19 protein-coding genes are annotated in these 20,281 nt (G+C 62.7%); 8 read left to right on the forward strand and 11 right to left on the reverse strand.

Annotated elements, in window-relative coordinates; translation table 11 throughout:
- Positions 1-63: 63 nt before the first annotated feature.
- Both ACYAS9_RS23510 and ACYAS9_RS23515 read left to right on the forward strand, forming a co-directional pair.
- Positions 64-978: a LysR substrate-binding domain-containing protein gene (locus tag ACYAS9_RS23510; RefSeq protein ID WP_463570754.1), complete on the forward strand. Its 915-nt coding sequence runs from the start codon at positions 64-66 to the stop codon at positions 976-978.
- A gap of 102 nt (positions 979-1,080) precedes the next feature.
- Complete coding sequence (locus tag ACYAS9_RS23515; protein WP_463570755.1) at positions 1,081-2,151, forward strand: transketolase-like TK C-terminal-containing protein; 1,071 nt, start codon at positions 1,081-1,083, stop codon at positions 2,149-2,151.
- Here the strand turns inward: ACYAS9_RS23515 and ACYAS9_RS23520 are convergent.
- Positions 2,136-2,591, reverse strand: a complete 456-nt coding sequence (locus ACYAS9_RS23520) for a MarR family winged helix-turn-helix transcriptional regulator (protein WP_463570756.1) — start codon at positions 2,589-2,591, stop codon at positions 2,136-2,138. The genes ACYAS9_RS23515 and ACYAS9_RS23520 overlap by 16 nt on opposite strands.
- A gap of 134 nt (positions 2,592-2,725) precedes the next feature.
- Between ACYAS9_RS23520 and aceE the strand changes: the two genes are divergently transcribed.
- Complete coding sequence (aceE, locus tag ACYAS9_RS23525; protein WP_463570758.1) at positions 2,726-5,395, forward strand: pyruvate dehydrogenase (acetyl-transferring), homodimeric type; 2,670 nt, start codon at positions 2,726-2,728, stop codon at positions 5,393-5,395.
- A 54-nt stretch (positions 5,396-5,449) separates the two neighbouring features.
- Positions 5,450-6,172 carry a GNAT family N-acetyltransferase gene (locus tag ACYAS9_RS23530; RefSeq protein ID WP_463570760.1) on the forward strand — a complete coding sequence of 241 codons (723 nt, stop codon included), beginning with the start codon at positions 5,450-5,452 and terminating at the stop codon, positions 6,170-6,172.
- Here ACYAS9_RS23530 and ACYAS9_RS23535 read toward each other — a convergent pair.
- Positions 6,158-6,667 carry an N-acetylmuramoyl-L-alanine amidase gene (locus ACYAS9_RS23535; RefSeq protein WP_463570762.1) on the reverse strand — a complete coding sequence of 170 codons (510 nt, stop codon included), beginning with the start codon at positions 6,665-6,667 and terminating at the stop codon, positions 6,158-6,160. The genes ACYAS9_RS23530 and ACYAS9_RS23535 overlap by 15 nt on opposite strands.
- A 121-nt stretch (positions 6,668-6,788) precedes the next feature.
- Positions 6,789-7,589, reverse strand: a complete 801-nt coding sequence (locus ACYAS9_RS23540; RefSeq protein WP_463570764.1) for a substrate-binding periplasmic protein — start codon at positions 7,587-7,589, stop codon at positions 6,789-6,791.
- A gap of 135 nt (positions 7,590-7,724) precedes the next feature.
- On the opposite strand from ACYAS9_RS23540, the gene dnaX reads away from it, so the two are divergent.
- The 4 genes from dnaX (at position 7,725) to recR (ending at position 12,053) form a co-directional block, all read left to right on the forward strand.
- Entirely contained in the window at positions 7,725-9,797 is a 2,073-nt protein-coding gene (gene dnaX, locus ACYAS9_RS23545; RefSeq protein WP_463570766.1) for a DNA polymerase III subunit gamma/tau, read from the forward strand.
- A gap of 62 nt (positions 9,798-9,859) precedes the next feature.
- Positions 9,860-10,186, forward strand: a complete 327-nt coding sequence (locus ACYAS9_RS23550; protein WP_459748000.1) for a YbaB/EbfC family nucleoid-associated protein — start codon at positions 9,860-9,862, stop codon at positions 10,184-10,186.
- A gap of 167 nt (positions 10,187-10,353) precedes the next feature.
- On the forward strand, positions 10,354-11,388 hold the full coding sequence (locus tag ACYAS9_RS23555; RefSeq protein WP_463570768.1) for an NADP-dependent oxidoreductase: 1,035 nt from the start codon (positions 10,354-10,356) through the stop codon (positions 11,386-11,388).
- Between the two features lie 62 nt (positions 11,389-11,450).
- Entirely contained in the window at positions 11,451-12,053 is a 603-nt protein-coding gene (gene recR / locus ACYAS9_RS23560; protein ID WP_463570769.1) for a recombination mediator RecR, read from the forward strand.
- Between the two features lie 10 nt (positions 12,054-12,063).
- Here recR and ACYAS9_RS23565 read toward each other — a convergent pair whose 3' ends face one another.
- The 8 genes from ACYAS9_RS23565 to ccoG all read right to left on the reverse strand — a co-directional run bounded on the left by ACYAS9_RS23565 (position 12,064) and on the right by ccoG (position 20,249).
- Positions 12,064-12,612, reverse strand: a complete 549-nt coding sequence (locus ACYAS9_RS23565) for an adenine phosphoribosyltransferase (RefSeq protein ID WP_463570771.1) — start codon at positions 12,610-12,612, stop codon at positions 12,064-12,066.
- 81 nt (positions 12,613-12,693) lie between these two features.
- Positions 12,694-13,428, reverse strand: a complete 735-nt coding sequence (gene fnr / locus ACYAS9_RS23570; RefSeq protein ID WP_463570773.1) for a fumarate/nitrate reduction transcriptional regulator Fnr — start codon at positions 13,426-13,428, stop codon at positions 12,694-12,696.
- A gap of 101 nt (positions 13,429-13,529) precedes the next feature.
- Positions 13,530-14,912, reverse strand: a complete 1,383-nt coding sequence (gene hemN / locus ACYAS9_RS23575; RefSeq protein ID WP_463570774.1) for an oxygen-independent coproporphyrinogen III oxidase — start codon at positions 14,910-14,912, stop codon at positions 13,530-13,532.
- A gap of 72 nt (positions 14,913-14,984) precedes the next feature.
- Positions 14,985-15,662 carry a sulfite exporter TauE/SafE family protein gene (locus ACYAS9_RS23580; protein ID WP_463570775.1) on the reverse strand — a complete coding sequence of 226 codons (678 nt, stop codon included), beginning with the start codon at positions 15,660-15,662 and terminating at the stop codon, positions 14,985-14,987.
- Positions 15,655-15,864 carry a cbb3-type cytochrome oxidase assembly protein CcoS gene (gene ccoS, locus ACYAS9_RS23585; protein ID WP_463570776.1) on the reverse strand — a complete coding sequence of 70 codons (210 nt, stop codon included), beginning with the start codon at positions 15,862-15,864 and terminating at the stop codon, positions 15,655-15,657. The genes ACYAS9_RS23580 and ccoS overlap by 8 nt, the downstream gene beginning before the upstream one ends.
- Positions 15,843-18,296, reverse strand: a complete 2,454-nt coding sequence (locus ACYAS9_RS23590) for a heavy metal translocating P-type ATPase (protein WP_463570777.1) — start codon at positions 18,294-18,296, stop codon at positions 15,843-15,845. The genes ccoS and ACYAS9_RS23590 overlap by 22 nt, the downstream gene beginning before the upstream one ends.
- Complete coding sequence (locus ACYAS9_RS23595) at positions 18,293-18,820, reverse strand: FixH family protein (RefSeq protein WP_463570779.1); 528 nt, start codon at positions 18,818-18,820, stop codon at positions 18,293-18,295. Before ACYAS9_RS23595 ends, ACYAS9_RS23590 begins: the two co-directional genes overlap by 4 nt.
- Positions 18,821-18,830: 10 nt before the next feature.
- Positions 18,831-20,249 (reverse strand): cytochrome c oxidase accessory protein CcoG, encoded by a 1,419-nt coding sequence (gene ccoG, locus ACYAS9_RS23600; protein ID WP_463570781.1) that lies wholly within the window; start codon positions 20,247-20,249, stop codon positions 18,831-18,833.
- Between the last annotated feature and the right edge of the window lie 32 nt (positions 20,250-20,281).

The following is a 20,281-nucleotide window of genomic DNA, read 5'->3' on the forward strand; positions in this document are numbered from 1 at the left end:
AAGGCAAAGTCCACATGCTTGAATGGAATCGATTCAAGGCAAAAACAATAAACTGGAGACACGATGTCGCCCGATGACAGTCCCCCTGCGAACCTGCCGCCGCTGCGAGCCTTGCAAGCCTTCGAGCAGACCGCGCGCTTCGGTAACCTTGCACGCGCTGCGGAAGTCCTGAACCTGACCCCTTCAGCGGTGAGTCATCAACTGGCCAAGTTAGAGGCGATGATAGGCCGCCAGCTGTTTGTCCGGGCGGCGCGTGGCGTCACGCTCACGCCGGTGGGCGAGCAGTACCTGAAGGACATTTCCGGGGTCTTGCACAGCCTGGAAGTGGCCACCGAGCGGGCAACCAGTGACGTGAGCCTCGATTGTCTGCGGCTGCATTCGGCGCCCAGTTTCGGTCTGCTCTGGCTGATGCCACGCCTGGAAGGGTTCAGGGTCAGCCACCCGGATATTCAGATCAATCTGTCGTGTTCGTATGAGTCTCTGCACTTCAGCCGCGACAAGATCGATGTCGATATCCGTCACGGTGTGCCCAATTGGCCCAGTTATGAGGTGCGCACGGTTCGCAATGAAGCCTTTACTGTTCTGGCATCGCCCACCTTGCTGGCGCGTCACCCGGTCAGGTCTGCCGTGGATTTGCTGTCGCGCGAACTGATCCTTTCCGAAGCCACCTTGCTCAAATGGCCGGCCTGGTTCGCCCAGCATGGTCTGGCGCGTCCGGATAAATACACACTGAGTTTCGATCGCTCCTACATGACCCTGGAAGCGGCCAGCCACGGCCTGGGATTCGCCCTGGAAAGCTCGTTGCTGGCGCAGAAGTATTTGCTCTCGGGCGCTTTGGTCGAGGTGGCGCCGGAGTCACTGAGCGCGCCAGTGGCGGCTCACCATCTGGTTTTTCCAAAGGCCCACTCAAGCTTCCCGCGTGTGCGGCGTTTTCTGGAGTGGATGGAAGGCGAGCTGGGGCATGGCTTTTCTTTCTGACGCTAAAGATCCTGAGGCAGAAAATCATTTTTTGTTGCATATGCAATCACATTGCATTATTTCTGGGTGCCCGATGCATGCAATCCAAAGGAGTTTGAAGGCATGGACACCCGGCGTCTTCAGCACGCTGCGCCCACCGAGAGCGTGGCCCAGACGTGTATCCAGCGTATCGAACAGTGGCGTCACGAGGGCGCCGGCAGCCGCAGTTCGCCCTTGTTTACCAGCCTTGAGGCGCTAAGGCGCCTGGAGCAGGAAGCGTCTCTGCGTGGCCGGTTACAGGTCATCAGCGACAGGGCCGATAACCTGCATGCCGACAGGCCGATCAGTGCCTGGCCGCTATGGTTCAGTGAGCGCACCAGGCAAGCGCAGCCGCTGTTCTACCTGACCCAGTCGGCGACGTCGGCGCAGCTGTCGATGCTCACGAGCCAGATCGGCGAGCGCGGCATTGTGCTCAATGACATCGAGTCATCGCCGTCGCGCTGGGCCAAGGGCGCGCATCCCTGGTTACCGCTGTGGCTGGCCGCCAATCGGCATTGCCTGCCGTTTGATCCGGCCTGTGGCGAAGAAGCGCTGGTGCTACTGGCCGCAGCGTTGCAGTCGCTGTATGTCGATGCACAACCCGCATTTTGCTACATGACCCTGCATGACGATCCGGACGAAGACCTGGCCTGTGACCGTTCCCAGGCCTGGCTGGGGATGTACCGTTTGCCATCTGACGGCGCGCAGGCAGGCCCGCGAATCCGCCTGCTGGGCGCCGGCCAGATGTTGCGTGAAGTGCGCGCGGCTGCGCAGTTGCTTGAACAAGAGTGGGGCGTCGGTTGTGAGCTCTGGAGTTGCCCCAGCTACACCCGGCTGGCGCGCGATGCCGAGGCGGTGCAGCGCTGGAACAACCGCCATCGCAACGAGGCGCCGCGCCGTTGTCACCTGCACGAATGCCTGGCGGCCAGCAACGAGCCGGTGCTGGCCGTGACCGGTTATGCCGAATTTGTGGCGGCGCAGATCGGCGCTTGTCTCAAGGCGCCGTTCACTGCGCTGGGGGCCGACAGCCTGGCGCCCGATCAGCGCCTGAACCGTCACTGGATGGTGTACAGCGCGTTGCAGGCGCTGGTGCGCGAAGGGCAGTTCGGCACTCAGGTGCTGCAAGAGGCGCAGCAGCGCTACCGCTTGGTGTGAGCCGGCCGGCGGGCGTTGCCAATGGTTTCTTCAAGGGCTGCGGCAAACGTCCGTTGTTGCTCCTCATCAAACTGCGCCAGAAACAGCTCGTCGACTGCCTGCTTGTAAATCACCCACATACGCTTGCGTAATTCCCGCCCGCTGTCGGTGATGCAGGCCGTGGCGCCGCGCCCGTCTTCGACGGCCTTGATGCGCTGCACAAAGCCGTCTTTTTCCAGGCGATCGACCAGTCGGGTCAGGTTGTAGCGTTCGATCGCCATCACATCGGCCAGCTCATGCATGCGCCGGCAGCCGTCCGGGCCGCTTTCGATGCCCCAGAGCGCGTCGTACCAGGCATAAGGCGGCAGTTTCTCGTCGGCCAGACGTCGCTCGATTTCGCGGATAAGGCTGCGGTGGGCACGAACGAAGTTGAACCAGAGGTCCGGGGAAGGGGTGGCCATGCAGGCTCCAGGGAAGGGGCTGATTAGTAATTGCAGTTGCAATCATAGCGCGCTTAACGATAGATTCAATTGCAAGTGCAATCAAATGGCCTGGCACACACGTGCTGGCCGCTGCCCGTCCAGGAGGATTTCCGATGGCGCAAAGCTACCCTCACCTTGATGCTGACCCGCAGGAAACCCGCGAATGGCTCGACTCGATCGCTTCGGTGGTCGAGGTTGAAGGCCGTCCGCGTGCGCATTTTCTCATCGACCAGTTGCTGGACTTCGATGTCTCGCTGCATGGCGACTTCCATGGCCGGGTCACCACGCCTTACATCAACAGCATCGGCACCGAGCGCGAGCTGCCGTATCCGGGCGATCTGGCGCTGGAAAAACGCCTGAACGCCTATATCCGCTGGAACGCGCTGGCCATGGTGCTGCGCGCCGGCAAGCATTCCGGGGTGGGCGGACATATCGCCACCTACGCCTCGGCGGCGGTGCTGTATGACGTGGGTTTCGAGCACTTTTTCCGTGGCCGTACCGAGGCCTTCGGCGGCGACATGGTGTATATCCAGGGCCATTCGTCGCCGGGTATTTATGGCCGCGCCTACCTTGAGGGACGCCTGAGCGAAGAGCAGCTGGATAATTTCCGCCGCGAAACCGATGGCGGCGGTATTTCGTCTTATCCGCACCCGCGGTTGATGCCTGATTTCTGGCAGTTCCCGACGGTCTCGATGGGCCTGGGGCCGATCACCGCCGCGTACCAGGCGCGCTTCATGCGTTACCTGGAAAACCGTGGGCTCAAAGAGCATCAGGGCCGCAAGGTCTGGGCTTTTCTGGGTGATGGCGAGATGGACCAGCCCGAATCGCTGGCGGCCATTTCCCTGGCCGGACGCGAGAAACTCGACAACCTGATCTTCGTGGTCAACTGCAATCTGCAGCGCCTCGATGGCCCGGTGCGGGGTAACGCCAAAGTGATTCAGGAGTTCGAGAGCCTGTACCGCGCCGCCGGCTGGAATGTGATCAAGGTCATCTGGGGCGGCGGCTGGGACGCCTTGCTGGAAAAGGACCAGAGCGGCCTGCTGCGCCAGCGCATGATGGAGTGCGTGGACGGCGAATATCAGACCTACAAATCGCAGAACGGCGCTTATGTGCGCGAGCACTTCTTCGGCAAATACCCCGAGCTGCTGGAACTGGTCAGCGACATGAGCGACGAGCAGATCTGGAAGCTCTCGCGGGGTGGCCACGACCCGGTCAAGGTCTACAACGCCTACAGCACCGCCATGCGTCACAAGGGCCGGCCGACGGTGATCCTGGCCAAGACGGTCAAGGGCTTTGGCATGGGCGAGGCCGGCGAAGGGCAGAACATCAACCACCAGCTCAAGAAAATGGGCGGCGATGCGGTCAAGGCCTTCCGTGACCGTTTCGGCCTTGAGCTGTCTGACGACCGGCTCGGTGAAATGCCTTACTTGCGCCCGGCGCCCGACAGCCCTGAAGCCCGTTACCTGCAAGCGCGCCGCGACAGCCTGGGCGGGCAGATACCGGCCCGCCAGGCTCAGGTCGAGCCGCTGGCCATCCCGCCACTGTCGGCGCTCGAAGGCCAGCTCAAGGGCACCGGCGAGCGGACCATTTCGACCACCATGGCGTTCGTGCGCATCCTCAGCACCTTGCTCAAGGACCCGCAGATCGGGCGCCTGGTGGTGCCGATTGTGCCCGACGAATCGCGCACCTTCGGCATGGAGAGCATGTTCCGCCAGATCGGCATCCATTCCCATGTCGGCCAGCTCTACACCCCGCAAGACGCAGGCACCCTGTCGTACTACAAGGAAAGCAGCGACGGCCAGATCATGCAGGAAGGCCTCAACGAATCAGGCGCTACCTCGTCATGGATCGCGGCCAGCACCGCGTACGCCAACCACGGCGTGATGACGTTGCCGTTTTACATCTTCTATTCGATGTTCGGTTTCCAGCGCGTCGGTGACCTGCTCTGGGCGGCCGGCGATGCCCGTGCCCGCGGCTTTTTGCTCGGTGCTACCTCCGGGCGCACCACATTGATGGGCGAAGGCCTGCAACATGATGACGGCCACAGCCATGTCATGTCGGCCACCGTGCCGTGCTGCCTGTCCTACGACCCGACGTACAGCTACGAGCTGGCGGTGATCATCCATGACGGCATGCAGCGGATGTTCGTCGAGCAGCAGGACGTCTATTACTACATCACCGTGCTCAACGAAAACTACGCGCACCCCGACATGCCCGAAGGGGTGGAGCAGGGCATCATCAAGGGCCTGTACCGCTTGCCGGTCGAGCGTGCGTTGAAGGGCGCGCGGCATGTGCAACTGATGGGCAGCGGGGCAATTTTGCCCGAGGTGCTGGCCGCCGGCGAAATCCTTGAGCGCGACTATGGCGTCAGCAGCGAAGTGTGGAGCGCCACCAGCCTCACCGAAGTGCGCCGCGAAGCCCAGGCGGCGGAGCGCTGGAACCTGCTGCATCCACTGGACGAGCCGCACGTGCCGTATGTGCGTCAGGTACTTGAAGGTCATCCGGGGCCGGTGATTGTGGCCACCGACTACATGAAGATTCATGCCGATCAGATTCGACCCTGGCTGGGCGACCGGCGCTTCGTGGGGCTGGGTACCGATGGCTTTGGCCAGTCCGACACCCGCGAGGCCTTGCGCCGGCACTTCGAGGTCGACCGCCAGTTCATCGTGCTGGCGGCGCTCAAGGCGCTGGCCGATGACGGCGTGATCGAGCGTGAAGTGGTGGCCAGGGCGCTGGTCGATCTGGGCATCGATTCTGAAAAGACCGACCCGGTCAGCGTCTGACCCGGCCATGCGGGTTATGATGCACGCCAGTCAATCGCGAGCCTGCCGTCACCCATGTTCACCATCACCCGCCTGGAAAATCCGCCGCCCGAATCGATCAAGAGCCAGATCATGCAGATGGTCATCGACTATGTCAGTGACATCGGCATGGTCGGCATCCTGCCGAGCAATCCGCTGTACCCGCTGTATCAGTACGGAATCGGCTTTGAGGTCAATCGCTATCAGGAGGCCATGGATGGCTCGCTGGGCTTGTCGGTGGAGCTGGTGCTGGCGCTGGATGCCGAAGACCCGGCCACGGTGATCGGCTTTCTGCTGTATCTGCCCTATGAAGACGATCCCCAGGCCTGTGCCGTGGCTTATATGGCGGTGCTGGCCAACCGGCGCCGCCAGGGTGTGGCGCGGGGCATGCTGGCGGCCATGCTCGCGCGCTATCCGCATGCGGAGCTTGCCTGCTTTGCCAGCAAGGTGCCGTGTTTCGAGGCGCTGGGCTTTCAGGTGTTGGGTGCGCGTGGCCCGCAGGTGTTGATGAACACCCGCGACCACAGCTCGGACGGGCGTCTGGCGGTGCTGGATGTCGAGCCGATCTATCGCAGCGAGCAGGTGCTGCAAATTCATGCCTATCTGCTCAACCAGCACGGCCGGCGGGCGATGAGCGACGCCGAGAAAAACCGCGACCGGCATCTGGACCGTCTGGCTCGCCAGGCCGATGCGCTGGTGGTCGAGCGCCTGGGCGAGGGCGCTCTGGCACCGACGCGGCGGCCGTTACGCTTGATCTGAGGCGGCCCACCAAGCGCCGACATCAAAGCACGGGCAGTCCTTGATGAACTCGTTGGCGGTGATCCGGCCGTCGCCGTTCAGGTCCGGCGACAAATCACGATGGCCGAGGATGCGCGCCTGCGGGTAGCGCTTTTTCAGCGTTACCAGCAGCTGCTTCAGCGTGTCGAACTGCGGCGCAGTGAAATTGTTCTGCGCGCGGTTGCCGGCATCCACGCCGCCCACCAGGCAAATGCCGATCGAGCGGCTGTTATGGCCTTTGACATGGGCGCCGATTTCACTTTCACGGCGGCCTCTTTGCAGGCCGCCGTCGCGGACGATCACATAGTGATAACCCACCGCATCAAAGCCGCGTTGCCGGTGCCAGCGGTCGATGTCGGCCACGCCGATATCGAGTGTCGGGCCGCTGGCCGAGCAATGTACGACCAGCAGGTCGGTGCCTTCACGGTCTTTGAGGCGCGGGGTGTCGAGCGGGGTGGTGAGGTTTGAGAGCGTCATGGGCAAGCTTCCTGGTAATGAGGGGAAGCCTTGACTCAATAGTGAGGGCCACTTGCTGTCTGTCAGGCAGGGCTGCAATTGACGTGGGAATCATCTCACCGCCGAATCGGATTTTGCTCTGTCAACGCGCGTCATCGGCGAGTGATGCGGTGTAACGGTCGACGATCTGCTGGATTTCGCCGGACATCTTCATCCGCAGCAGCGTGCGCAGGATCTTTTGTGCCGGCAAGTCCGGGTCGTTGCGCACCATGCAGGCGGCCGGCTGCTCGCTGATCACTGACACCACCTTCAAGCGCCGTCTGGCTGGCAGGTCGCGATTGACCCAATCCATGGCTAACTGATTGCCCACCGCATAGTTATAACGCCCGGCCACCAGTTTTCTCAGCACTTGCTCTTCATTACGGGCGTCTTCGCGCAGCAGGTTGTGGTTGTTGAACAGGTGCTGCAGTTGCGGGTAGGTGTAGCCCAGTACGGTGCCGACCACTTCATTGTCGAACTGATCGGGATAAGGGCCTGCGGTTTCCGGCGAGGCCAGCAGCACATCGCGCTGGACCAGAATCGGCAGGCTCCAGAAATAGTCGCCGGACAAGCTGCTCAGCCAGGCCGGTGATGTGTAGCAGCGCACATCGACCTCGCCTTGTTCCATGGCCGTTTGCACGCGCAGGCGCGGCAGTACATGAAACTCGGGCGTGCGTCCGACCTGGCGGGCCAGGCTATTCATGATGTCGAACAGAATACCGGTGGTCGGTTGGTGGCCTTCGATACGAATCAGCGGCATCGACCAGCTTTCGGATACTGAAAAACGCAGCGGCGCCTCGCTGGCGGCACCGGCCTGGGCGATCAGCAGCGTCACGCCAAGCAGCACGCTGCACAGGGTGCTTTTTAGTGAGAAGAGGCCTGGGCACAGCAGATTCGATGGCATGTCTGTACCTGTTCTGGTCAAGGTCGGGATCGTGCACGCAGGCCGGTAGCGTGTCCAGTACATGACACCAGATGCAATTTTAGCCTTGCTCCGCTAGCATTAGCGGTCTTCAGCTTCCCTTCGCGACGGTTTTCGATGAGTTATCAGGTTCTTGCACGTAAATGGCGTCCGCGCTCGTTCCGCGAAATGGTCGGCCAGACCCATGTGCTCAAGGCTCTGATCAACGCCCTGGACAGCCAGCGGCTGCACCATGCCTACCTGTTTACCGGCACCCGAGGCGTGGGCAAGACCACCATCGCCCGTATCATCGCCAAGTGCCTGAACTGCGAGACCGGCATCACGTCGACGCCGTGCGGCACTTGCTCGGTGTGCCAGGAGATCGACGAAGGCCGCTTTGTCGACCTGATCGAGATCGACGCCGCGAGCCGCACCAAGGTCGAGGACACCCGCGAGCTGCTGGATAACGTGCAATACGCGCCAAGCCGCGGACGCTTCAAGGTCTACCTGATCGACGAAGTGCACATGCTCTCCAGCCACTCGTTCAATGCCTTGCTCAAGACCCTTGAAGAGCCGCCGCCCTACGTCAAATTCATCCTGGCGACCACTGACCCGCAAAAACTGCCGGCGACCATCCTCTCGCGCTGCCTGCAGTTTTCACTGAAAAACATGACCCCCGAGCGGGTCGTCGAGCACTTGAGCCACGTGCTGGGTGCCGAAAACATTCCTTTCGAAGACGATGCGCTGTGGCTGCTGGGGCGTGCCGCCGACGGTTCGATGCGCGATGCCATGAGCCTGACCGACCAGGCCATCGCCTTTGGTGAGGGCAAGGTGCAGGCGGCCGATGTGCGGGCCATGCTCGGCACGCTGGATCACGGTCAGGTGTTCGATGTACTGACCGCGCTGCTCGAAGGCGATGCCCGCGGTGTGCTTGAGGCGGTTCGGCACCTGGCCGAACAGGGCCCTGACTGGAGTGGCGTGCTCGCTGAAATACTCAATGTGCTGCACCGAGTGGCGATTGCCCAGGCCTTGCCTGAAGCGCTCGACAATGGTCATGGCGACCGCGATCGGGTGCTGGCTCTGGCCCAGGCGCTGCCCGGCGAAGACGTGCAGTTCTACTATCAAATGGGCCTGATCGGCCGGCGCGATCTGCCGCTGGCGCCCGACCCGCGTGGCGGTTTTGAAATGGTGCTGCTGCGCATGCTGGCGTTCCGGCCGGCCGACAGCAACGATGCACCGAGCCAGCCACTAAAGTCGGTGGGGATCAGCCAGGCCAAGGTTGATCCCCGTCCTGCGCCGGCCCCCACGCCGCAAGCCCCGGTCGCCGCCGTTGCGCCAAAGCCTGCTCCTGAACCTGAACCTGAACCTGAACCCCAGCCTCAACCTCAACCGGTCGAAGAAGTCGATCTGCCGTGGAACGAGCCTAAAGCTTCTGAGCCGGTCCCCGTTGCACCGGAGCCGGTGCTCGAAACCGTCGCCGAGCCGCCCGAGCTGACCCCGATGCCGGTCCCGACGCCCGCCAGCCCGGTGCCCGATGCGCCGCAGGTCGAAGAACCTGCGCCGGAGCCGGTCGCGGCAGCGGTGCCGGACCGGGGCGCCGGTGGCCTTGAAGACATTCCCGACAGCGCCTACCTGTCGGCGTCGATGCCACGCGATGACGAGCCGCCGCTGGACGACGACTATGTCGAACCTGAAGTCGATATCGACCCGGCCTCGTTCAGCTACCTGGATGAACTCGCCCACGAAAGCGTGCAGCATCAGGAAGCCGCGCAGCCCGAACCTGAGCCTGCCGCCATGCCGGCCACCGGGCTGGCGCTGGAATGGCTGGAGATTTTCCCCAAGCTGCCAATCTCGGGCATGACCGGCAGCATCGCCGCCAACTGCACGCTGATCAGCGCCGAGGGCGACCGCTGGTTGCTGCACCTGGACCCGGCGCACAGTGCCCTGTTCAACGCCACCCAGCAGCGCCGCCTGAGCGATGCGTTGAACCAGTACCACGGCCGTCCGATCCAACTGACTATCGAGCTGATCCGCCCGGAGCAGGAAACCCCGGCCCAGGCCGCCTCCAGGCTGCGCGCCGAGCGTCAGCGCCAGGCCGTGGCGTCGATTCAGGCTGATCCGTTCGTCCAGCAAATGATGCAGCAGTTTGGTGCGGTGATTCGCGAGGATACGATCAAGCCGGTCGACGCTCCTGAAGTGCAAGCTCACTGATTGAACGCACGGCGCCCACAGGCGCTGTTGCAAACCAACCATCCGTTTGAAGGAGATATCCCATGATGAAAGGTGGCATGGCTGGCCTGATGAAGCAGGCCCAGCAAATGCAGGAAAAAATGGCCAAGATGCAGGAAGAGTTGGCCAACGCGGAAGTCACCGGTCAATCGGGCGCAGGCCTGGTGAGCGTGGTGATGACCGGTCGTCACGACGTCAAGCGCATCAATCTGGATGACAGCCTGATGCAGGAAGACAAGGAAGTGCTCGAAGACCTGATCGCCGCTGCCGTCAACGACGCCGTGCGCAAGATCGAGCAGGCCAGTTCGGAAAAAACCGCCAGCATGACTGCCGGTATGCAACTGCCACCGGGCATGAAACTGCCGTTCTGATGGCTGTTTTACGCAGGTAAAAAATTGCCAGGCTCATGTCCTGGCATTTTTTTGTCTGCGCAAAACGAGGCTTTTATCTGCGCAAAACGAAACAATCAAAATCGAACGCCAGGGATGAGCGGTGGTCTGCCCTGTATGTCCAGCCTAACCATCGGAGAGTATTGGCAATGACGCAAGAACTGATTCTGAACCAGCGAATCGTCCTGGCCTCCCGGCCACAAGGCAAACCGACTCCGGAAAACTTCCGCCTGGAACGTGAGGCGCTGCCGGACCTCAAAGGTGGCCAGGTGCAATTGCGTACCCTGTTCCTGTCGCTCGATCCCTATATGCGCGGACGCATGAGCGACGCACCGTCCTACGCCGACCCGGTGCAGATCGACGCAGTGATGGAAGGCGGCGCGGTGAGCGTGGTCGAGCAATCGCTGAACTCCAATTTTGAGGTGGGCGACCTGGTCGTCGGCTCGACCGGCTGGCAGACCCACAGCATTCATGACGGTTCAGCCCTGGTAAAACTGCCGAAAGACCTGCCCAGCCCTTCGCTGGCCGTAGGCGTGCTGGGCATGCCGGGCATGACCGCTTATATGGGCCTGATGGACATCGGCAAGCCCAAGTCTGGTGAAACCCTGGTGGTGGCCGCTGCTTCCGGCGCGGTCGGCTCGGTGGTCGGTCAGGTCGCCAAGCTGCATGGCCTGCGCGTGGTCGGCATTGCCGGTGGTGCCGAAAAGTGCGGGTATGTGGTCGAAGAACTGGGCTTTGATGCCTGCATCGATCACCGCAGCGAAAACTTTGCCGCCGAACTGGCCGAGGCCTGCCCCAAAGGCATCGACATTTACTACGAGCTGGTGGGCGGCAAGGTGTTCGAGGCGGTGCTGCCGTTGCTCAATGCCCGCGCGCGGATTCCGTTGTGCGGCGTGATTGCCCAGTACAACGCACAGGGCGAGTTCGCCGGCCCCGATAAACTGCCGCTGCTGATGCGCACCTTGCTGACCAAGCGCGCGCGGATTCAGGGCTTTATCGTCTTCGAGGAATACGGCTCGCGGCGCCAGGAATTCATCGACGCCATGACGCCGCTGGTCACTTCCGGCAAGATCAAATTCCGCGAAGACGTGGTGCAGGGCCTGGAAGCGGCGCCCGAGGCCTTTATCGGCCTGCTTGAGGGACGTAACTTCGGCAAGCTGGTGGTCGAGGTTTCCAGCCTTTGATTGACGCTGACGACAAGGCGCGGGTATAAACCGCGTCTTTCGATTGTGTGGGACTTTTCTTCATGAGCTTCAGCCCTCTGATTCGCCAACTGATCGATGCCTTCCGCGTGCTGCCCGGTGTCGGGCAAAAGACTGCCCAGCGCATGGCCTTGCAGCTGCTGGAACGCGATCGCAGCGGCGGCTCGCGACTGGCCCTGGCCCTGAGCCAGGCCATGGACGGCGTCGGCCATTGCAAAAGCTGCCGGACCCTCACCGAAGAAGAGCTTTGCCCGCAATGCGCCGATCCGCGCCGTGACGACACGCTGCTGTGTGTGGTCGAGGGCCCGACCGATGTCTATGCGGTCGAGCAAACCGGCTATCGCGGCCGCTATTTCGTGCTCAAGGGCCACCTGTCACCGCTGGACGGCCTGGGCCCCGAGGCCATCGGCATTCCGCAACTGCTGGAGCGCATTGCCGCACAGGGCAGCTTCACCGAAGTGATCCTGGCCACCAACCCGACCGTGGAAGGTGAAGCCACCGCGCACTATATCGCCCAGTTGCTGAACAATAAGGGCCTGATCGCTTCACGCATTGCCCACGGCATTCCGCTGGGTGGCGAGCTGGACCTGGTCGACGGCGGCACCCTGGCCCACTCGTTCGCGGGCCGTAAACCGATCGCGCTGTAACGAAATCTTTCTACAACTCATCCAGCGAAAAGCGCGTCAGGCTGAAGGTCGATACCTGCAGGTCATTCAGGCGTTTGGAGCCACCCAGTTGCGGCAGGTCGATGATCGCTGCGGCCTCATGCACCCGGGCGCCCATGCGGCGGATCAGGTTGACTGCCGCAATCAATGTGCCGCCGGTGGCGATCAGGTCATCGAACAGCACCACGCTGTCGCCGTCGCACAGGCTGTCGGAATGCACCTCCAGAAACGCCTGGCCATATTCGGTCTGATAAGCCTGCGACAGCACATCGGCGGGTAGCTTGCCCTGCTTGCGAAACAGCACCAGCGGCTTGTTCAGCTCATACGCCACCACCGAGCCGATCAAAAAGCCGCGCGCATCCATGACACCGATCTGGTTGAAATCGGCATCTATGTAGCGCTGCACGAAATGATCGATGACCTGGCGCGTGGCCTTGGGCGATTGAAACAGCGGAGTGATGTCACGAAACACCACGCCGGGCTTGGGAAAGTCCACAACGGGGCGGATCAGGGATTTGAGCAGGCTGTCGTCAAAAGTCATACGGGCGATCCAGGAACAAGTCAGGCCGACAGTGTAGGTCGGTCAGCTCTGGATCGCACGTTTGAGCTTTATCTCAGTGTCTCAGTTGTCCATCGCGCCACCGGCCAGGGCGCAAAGCTGAATCGGGTCAAGGATCTGGATGTCCTTGCCTTCAGCGGCAATCAGCTCGTTCTGCTGAAAGCGGGTAAACACCCGCGACACCGTTTCAACGGCCAGGCCCAGATGATTGCCGATTTCGTTGCGCGACATGCTCAGGCGGAAATGATTGGCCGAAAAACCGCGTGCCCGGAAGCGGGCCGACAGGTTGACCAGAAAGGTGGCGATACGCTCGTCGGCGGTTTTTTTCGACAGCAACAGCATCATCTGTTGGTCATCGCGGATTTCCCGGCTCATGACCCGCATCAACTGGCGACGCAACTGTGGCAATTGCACCGACAGCTCGTCCAGGCGCTCGAAAGGGATTTCACACACCGAAGTGGTCTCCAGCGCCTGCGCCGAGACCGGATAGGCTTCGGCGTCCATCCCGGACATGCCGACCAGTTCGCTGGGCAGGTGGAAGCCGGTGAGCTGTTCGGTGCCGCCGTCGCTGATATTGAAGGTCTTCAAGGCGCCGGAACGTACGGCGTATACCGACTCGAAGGTATCGCCCTGGCGAAACAGAAACTCACCCTTTTTCAGCGGGCGGCCACGCTTGACGATCTGGTCCAGCGCGTCCATGTCTTCCAGGTTAAGCGACAGGGGCAGGCACAACGGCGCCAGACTGCAATCCTTGCAATGAGCCTGATTATGGGAGCGCAACTTGACTGGCTCGGACATCACTCTATTCCTTGTGGGATAAGCACACACAGGATGTAGGGTAACTCAGGGGCGGTGGCTTCGACCAGCGTAGGAAATGTCATGTAGGTAGCCCGGTGATCTCAAATGACCCTGGAAAAGCGCTGAATATTCTGTGGATTCAGGTAGCTGTCGAACAGCATGCACACCGCCCGCACCAATAGCCGGCCGGCGGGCAAGACCTGTATTCCCCGGTCATTCAGCGCGATCAGGCCGTCGTCGTCCATCTGCAGCAACTGCGGCCATACGTCGCTGAAGTAGCCCCTGAATTCAATCGCGAACGCTTGCTCGATATGGCTGAAATCCAGCTCGAAATGGCAGATCAATTGCTGAATGACAGCCCGTCGGATGCGGTCGTCTTCAGTGCACACCAGCCCGCGCTTGGTTGCCAGTTGGTCGCTGGCCAGTAGCGTCTGATAGTCGTTCAGATCGTTGCTGTTCTGGCAGTACAGATCGCCGACCTGGCTGATCGCTGACACGCCCAGGCCGATCAGGTCGCAGTGCCCATGGGTGGTGTAACCCTGGAAATTGCGTTGCAGCGTGCCTTCTTCCTGGGCAATCGCCAGTTCATCGTCGGGCAGGGCAAAGTGATCCATGCCGATGTAGCGATAGCCGGCGCCGGTCAGTTGCTCGATGGTGCCCTCGAGCATGTGCAGTTTCTGTTGCGGCGCGGGCAGGGCACTGGTTTCAATGCGCCGCTGCGGCATGAAACGTTCGGGCAGGTGCGCATAGTTGAACACCGACAGGCGGTCGGGCTGCAAGGCGATCATTTCGTCCACCGTGCGCGCAAAGCCTTGCGGCGTCTGCAAGGGCAGGCCGTAGATCAGGTCGATATTGACCGAGCGAAATTGCAAGGTGCGCGCCGCCTCGACGATGGCGCGGGTCTGCTCCAGGCTTTGCAGGCGATTGACCGCACGCTGCACGGCCGGGTCGAGATCCTGCACGCCGAGGCTGACCCGGTTGAAGCCCAGCTCGCGCAGCAGCCCCATGGACGACCAGTCGGCCTCACGCGGATCGATCTCGATGCCGTAATCGCCTGAATCGTCATCGAGCAGCGTGAAATTGGCCCGCAACGTGGTCATCAGCTGGCGCAGCTCGTCATGGTTGAGAAACGTCGGCGTGCCCCCGCCAAAGTGCAACTGCTCGACCACCTGATCCGGCGCCAGGTGACAGCCAAGCATCTGAATCTCGTGCTTCAGACGTTGCAGGTACGCCTGCGCCCGGCTGCGATCCTTGGTGATGACCTTGTTGCAGGCGCAGTAGTAACAAATGTTGGCGCAGAACGGGATGTGCACATACAGCGACAACGGCCGGTGTGCCTTGCGGCTGTCGCGCAGCGCATGCAACAGATCGAAAGCGCCGGTCTGGGTGCTGAACTGCACGGCCGTGGGGTAGGAGGTGTAACGGGGTCCTGCCAGATCGTAACGACGGATCAGGTCAGAATCCCAACGAATGGCATCGAGCATGCGGGCATTCCCCTGGAGAAGCTGGCGATGCCCGAGTGTAGGTGACGGCTCGACGAGGCTTGTTGATATGCATCAATGCCCCATCAACCACCGTTGATGCGGCCCTGGCAGGCTCCACACCCCAAACAGCATCACCAGCAGACCGCCAGCCATCCGCAAGCCCCGCTTGCGCAGCAGGGCGCGTGTGCGTTCGGCGGCCAGGCCCGTCAGCAGCAGCACCGGCAGCGTGCCCAGGCCGAAGGCCAGCATCAACGCCGCGCTGGTCAGGGCGTTGCCCTGAATGGCGGCCCACAGCAGGATGCTGTAGACCAGCCCGCAAGGCAGCCAGCCCCAGAGCGCGCCGACCAGCAGGGCGCGCGGCAGGCTGGTGATCGGCAGCAGGCGCGCGGCCAGCGGTTGCACATGCCGCCACAGGCCGCGGCCGAGGCGTTCGATGTGGGTCAGGCCGTTCCACCAGCCGGCCAGGTACAGGCCCATGGCGATCAGCAGCAGGGCGGCAATGACCCGCAGCACGATAGCGCCCGGACCATTGGCCACGGCATGGCCGAGCAGGCCGGTGAGCAGGCCGGCCACGGCATAGCTGGCGATGCGCCCCAGGTTGTAGGCCAGCAGCAGGCGCCCGCGGTGTTGCGGGTTTTTGATGCCCAGGCTCAAGGCCCCCATCAATCCGCCACACATGCCGACGCAATGCCCGCCGCCGAGCAGGCCGAACATCGCCGCAGAGCCAAGCAGGGCAACGATCTCAGGCATGTTTGTCGCTGTCCTGGTCTTTGGGCGTGGACGATTCTTGCAGGGCCGCCTGGTGGCCTGGGTCCTGATCGTCGAACAGAATGCTGTGCGCCGGGCTTTCGAGGTCGTCGTACTGGCCGCTGTCGACGGCCCAGAAGAAGACATAAACGGCCACGGCCACCAGCAACAGCGCCGCTGGAATCATGATGTAGAGCGCAGGCATGTCGGCTCCGTCAGCGTCGGGGGTTCAGAGGGTACACGGCTCAGCCGCAGCGCATTGAGTACCACGGCCAGCGAACTGACCGACATGCCGATTGCCGCCCACACCGGCGTGATCCAGCCCAGGGCCGCGAAGGGCAGCATCAGGCCATTGTAGAGCCCCGCCCACAGCAGGTTTTGCAGGATAACCCGGCGTGTGCGCCGGGCCAGTGCCAGCGCGTCGACAAGGGTTTGCAGACGATTGGACATCAGCACCGCATCGGCGCTGGTCTTGGCCAGGTCAGTGGCCGAGCCCATGGCCACGCTGATATCGGCAGCCGCCAGCACCGGTACATCGTTGACGCCATCGCCAAGCATCAGCACCTTGTGGCCGTCTTGATGCAAGCGTTGCAGCATCGCCAGCTTATCGTCCGGGCGCAGGCCGCCATGGGCCTGGTCGATGCCCAGTTCGGCAGCGACCTGGGCCACCATCGGTGAGCTGTCGCCAGACAACAGCAAGGTTTTCCAGCCGCGCGCCCGGCAGGCGTCGAGCAAGGCATGGGCATCGCTGCGCAAGCGGTCATCGAGCACCAGCCAGGCCAGAGGCCCGCTTTCGTCGCCCAACAACAGCCATTGCCCGTCGGGCTCCGGTGGTTCGAGCAGCGGGCTGGCACTCAGGGCGCAGACAAAACCCGGCTGGCCGATGCGCAGGTGCTGGCCGTCGAGGCTGCCTTGCAAGCCAAGGCCGGGACAGTTCTCGACGTGTTCGGCAGGCCGTGGCGCCCGCCCGAAGGCGCGGGCGATGGGATGCTCGGAGCGGTTTTCCAGCGCCGCAGCGAGGGCCAGGCAAGCGTCGACATCCAGCCCGGCCAGCGGCAGGATACGGCGCAATTGCAGGCGGCCTTCGGTGAGGGTGCCGGTCTTGTCGAAGATCACCGTGTCGATCTGCTCCAGACCTTCAAGCACATGGCCGCGTGTCAGCAGCAGGCCGAGGTTGTGCAGGCTGCCGGTGGCGGCGGTCAATGCCGTCGGGGTCGCCAGCGACAAGGCGCACGGGCAGGTGGCGACCAGCATGGCCAGCACGATCCAGAACGCGCGGCTGGCATCGAGCTGCCACCAGAGCGCGCCGATGACCACGGTGGCAATCAGCGACACCAGCAGAAAATGCTGCGCGGCGCGGTCGGCCAGCCGGGCCAGGCGCGGCTTTTCGGTCTGCGCCCGTTCCAGCAGGCGCACGATGGCTGACAGCCGGGTGTCGCCGCCCAAAGCCTGCACCTGCACGGTCAGCGGGCTGTCGACATTCAGGGTGCCGGCGGTTACCGCCGCGCCTGGCCCACGCGATTGGGGCAGGTATTCGCCAGTCAGCAGCGACTCGTCGAGGCTGGAGTGGCCGCTGACAATGTGCCCGTCGGCAGGCACGATGGCGCCGGGCAGCACCAGGACCTGGTCGTTCAGGCGCAGCTCACTGAGCAGGATGCGTTGCTGCTGACCTTGCGCGTTCAGGCGCAGGCAGGACGCCGGCAACAGCTTGATCAGCCGGTGGGTCGCCACCGCCGTGCGCTGCCGGGCGCGGCGTTCCAGATAACGCCCGCTGAGCAGCAGCAGCGCAAACATGCCCACGGCATCGAAATACAACTCGCCGTGACCGGTTACCGCCGTCCAGATGCCGGCGCCATAAGCGGCGCCGATGGCCAGCGACACCGACACGTCCATGCTCAGTTGCCGGTGGCGCAGGTCACGCAATGCGCCGCGAAACAACGGCGCGCAACTGTAGAAAACGATGGGCGTGGTCAGAAACATCGCCACCCAACGCAGGATGGTGTGCAGCTCGGGGCTCAGGTCGCTGTTGAATTCCGGCCAGGTGGCCATGGTCGCCATCATCGCCTGAAACCACAGCAGCCCGGCCACGCCCAGGCGCCGCAGTGCCTGGCGGTTTTCCTGGGCCAGTTGTTCGCAGGCAGGGTCGGGCTGCCACGGATGGGCGACATAGCCGATGCGCCGCAACCGCTCGATGATCTGGCTCAACGGTAATGGCCCGGCCTGCCAGCGCAGGTGCAAGCGATGGGTCGACAGGTTCAGGCGCGCCTCGGCCATGTGCGGCAGCGCGCGCAACTGGCGTTCGATCAGCCAGCCACAGGCGGCGCAACTGATGCCTTCGATCAGCAGCGTGGTTTCGCTGAGTGGCCCGTCCTGACGCACGAAACCCTGCTGCACCTCGGGCCGGTCATAAAGCTGCAACTCGTCGGCTAACGGGGCGGGCAAGTCCTGCGGATTACTGGCCGCTGCACTGCGATGCCGGTAGTAGTGTTCCAGCCCGCTGGCGACGATGGTTTCGGCCACCGCCTGACAACCGGGGCAGCAGAACGACCGCGCCTCACCGAACACCAGCGCCGTAAAGCGATTGTCCGCTGGCACGGGCAGGGCGCAGTGGTAACAGGCAATCGCTGTCGGCCTCAAGGCTTGGGATCCTGTGCCGCCTGTAACGGCTCGTCGCCCAATACCAGCGTCTGACCCTGATCCAGAACCTCTTCTTCGAACAAGCGCCAGGTCTGCCGCTGTTCCTGGCCGAGCACTTCGACAAAGCGCCGGCCTGCAATGGGCTCCTCGAGATGACCGACATAACGGCCCGTGTCGCTGGCGCTGCGGTTGAGCAGCAGGCGCCGGTCCTTGTCCGGCTGGGTCGGTGACAGCAGGTTCAGTTCAAGCGTGGGTGGCAGGCTGTCGCCACTCAGGCGCAGGTCGACCTCGCCGGTCAGGTCGTCCAGTTGCAGGCGTGCATGCAGGTTCAACCGGCGGGCAAGCAGCTCACGGTCCAGCGAGCGATTGATGCCCTTGCCGGCCTCGTAATAGTTGTCGCTGACCAGATTGACCGGATTGTTCACGGCAATCGTCACCAGGCTCAGGCTCAGGATCACCGAACAGCCCAGCAAGGCGATGATGAACCACGGCCAGCGATGCCGGTACCAGGCAGAAGCACTCATGCGGGCATCCTTATTGACGGACCTGTGGGCCGGTAAAGCGGCTGCGGGCTTCGATCCGAAGGTCGCGATTATCGATGTCCTGAAGAATAAAGGTCACCTCGTTGCTGCTCGAAGGCAATGTAGCGGGCGCGCTGGACAGTCCTATCGGCAGGGTCAGGCTGGCGCCACCCGGCACGTGGATTTCCTGCGGGCCTTGCAGGCGCAGGTCGGGCAGGCCGCTGGCGCTCAGCAGGTAGGTGTGGGCAATCTGATCCTTGTTGAGCACCTTGAGGCTGTAAACGTTTTCGATATGCCCCTGGGTATTTTCGCGAAACAGCATGCGGTCCTTGTTGACCTCAAGGCCGGTCAGCGGGCGCAGCAGAAAAGCGCAGGCCAGTACGCCGATCATCAGCACCAGCACGGCGGCATAGCCGATCAAGCGAGGGCGCAAGGTCCGGGTAGTCTGGCCGGCCAGGTTGTGTTCGGTGGTATAGCTGATCAGGCCGCACGGGTAGTCCATCTTGTCCATCACCGTGTCGCAGGCGTCGATGCACGCCGCGCAACCGATGCATTCGATTTGCAGGCCGTCGCGAATGTCGATGCCGGTCGGGCACACCTGCACGCACAGGGTGCAGTCGATGCAGTCGCCCAGTCCTTGAGCCTTGGGATCGGCATCCTTGCGGCGCGGCCCGCGTTGTTCACCACGGCGCGGGTCGTAGGAGACGATCAGTGTGTCCTTGTCGAACATCACGCTCTGAAAGCGCGCATACGGGCACATGTACACGCAGACCTGCTCACGCAGCCAGCCGGCGTTGGCGTAGGTGGCCAAGGTAAAGAAGCCGACCCAGAAGTACGCCCAGCCATCGGCCTGGCCGTTCAGCAACTCGATACCCAGCTCGCGGATGGGTGAAAAATAGCCGACGAAGGTGATCCCGGTCAGCAGGCCGATCAACAGCCACAGGCTGTGTTTGGCCGTCTTGCGCAACAGCTTGCCGGCCCCCATCGGCGCCTGGTCGAGCTTGATGCGCTGATTACGGTCGCCTTCGGTGATTTTTTCGCACCACATGAACATCCACGTCCATACGCTTTGCGGGCAGGTATAACCGCACCACACGCGCCCGGCGTACACGGTAATGAAGAACAGCCCGAAGGCGGCGACGATCAGGATGCCCGACAGCAAGATGAAATCCTGCGGCCAGAAGGTTGAGCCGAAGATATAGAACTTGCGCTCCGGCAGGTTCCACCACACCGCCTGGCGGCCGTTCCAGCCCAGCCATACGGTGCCGAAATAAATCAGCAACAGCAGCGCACCGCCGATCATGCGCACGTTGCGAAAAAAACCGGTGAAGGCTCGTGTATGGATTTTCTCACGCGTCGCATACAGGTCGACGCTGCCAGGGCCTGGTTCGGCTGGCGGCGTGATGTCGTGTAGCGGTATCCGACGGCTCATCGCAACGTCCTGCGGCAGTTCGAAAATGCCAG

This window comes from Pseudomonas sp. HP_08 (assembly GCF_055284095.1).

What these genes read in the sequence shown, in the direction of transcription:
- ACYAS9_RS23510 (WP_463570754.1), top strand. Translation starts at nt 64, where the DNA reads ATGTCGCCCGATGACAGTCCCCCTGCGAACCTGCCGCCGCTGCGAGCC.
- ACYAS9_RS23515 (WP_463570755.1), top strand. Translation starts at nt 1,081, where the DNA reads ATGGACACCCGGCGTCTTCAGCACGCTGCGCCCACCGAGAGCGTGGCC.
- ACYAS9_RS23520 (WP_463570756.1), bottom strand. Translation starts at nt 2,591, where the DNA reads ATGGCCACCCCTTCCCCGGACCTCTGGTTCAACTTCGTTCGTGCCCAC.
- aceE (WP_463570758.1), top strand. Translation starts at nt 2,726, where the DNA reads ATGGCGCAAAGCTACCCTCACCTTGATGCTGACCCGCAGGAAACCCGC.
- ACYAS9_RS23530 (WP_463570760.1), top strand. Translation starts at nt 5,450, where the DNA reads ATGTTCACCATCACCCGCCTGGAAAATCCGCCGCCCGAATCGATCAAG.
- ACYAS9_RS23535 (WP_463570762.1), bottom strand. Translation starts at nt 6,667, where the DNA reads ATGACGCTCTCAAACCTCACCACCCCGCTCGACACCCCGCGCCTCAAA.
- ACYAS9_RS23540 (WP_463570764.1), bottom strand. Translation starts at nt 7,589, where the DNA reads ATGCCATCGAATCTGCTGTGCCCAGGCCTCTTCTCACTAAAAAGCACC.
- dnaX (WP_463570766.1), top strand. Translation starts at nt 7,725, where the DNA reads ATGAGTTATCAGGTTCTTGCACGTAAATGGCGTCCGCGCTCGTTCCGC.
- ACYAS9_RS23550 (WP_459748000.1), top strand. Translation starts at nt 9,860, where the DNA reads ATGATGAAAGGTGGCATGGCTGGCCTGATGAAGCAGGCCCAGCAAATG.
- ACYAS9_RS23555 (WP_463570768.1), top strand. Translation starts at nt 10,354, where the DNA reads ATGACGCAAGAACTGATTCTGAACCAGCGAATCGTCCTGGCCTCCCGG.
- recR (WP_463570769.1), top strand. Translation starts at nt 11,451, where the DNA reads ATGAGCTTCAGCCCTCTGATTCGCCAACTGATCGATGCCTTCCGCGTG.
- ACYAS9_RS23565 (WP_463570771.1), bottom strand. Translation starts at nt 12,612, where the DNA reads ATGACTTTTGACGACAGCCTGCTCAAATCCCTGATCCGCCCCGTTGTG.
- fnr (WP_463570773.1), bottom strand. Translation starts at nt 13,428, where the DNA reads ATGTCCGAGCCAGTCAAGTTGCGCTCCCATAATCAGGCTCATTGCAAG.
- hemN (WP_463570774.1), bottom strand. Translation starts at nt 14,912, where the DNA reads ATGCTCGATGCCATTCGTTGGGATTCTGACCTGATCCGTCGTTACGAT.
- ACYAS9_RS23580 (WP_463570775.1), bottom strand. Translation starts at nt 15,662, where the DNA reads ATGCCTGAGATCGTTGCCCTGCTTGGCTCTGCGGCGATGTTCGGCCTG.
- ccoS (WP_463570776.1), bottom strand. Translation starts at nt 15,864, where the DNA reads ATGCCTGCGCTCTACATCATGATTCCAGCGGCGCTGTTGCTGGTGGCC.
- ACYAS9_RS23595 (WP_463570779.1), bottom strand. Translation starts at nt 18,820, where the DNA reads ATGAGTGCTTCTGCCTGGTACCGGCATCGCTGGCCGTGGTTCATCATC.
- ccoG (WP_463570781.1), bottom strand. Translation starts at nt 20,249, where the DNA reads ATGAGCCGTCGGATACCGCTACACGACATCACGCCGCCAGCCGAACCA.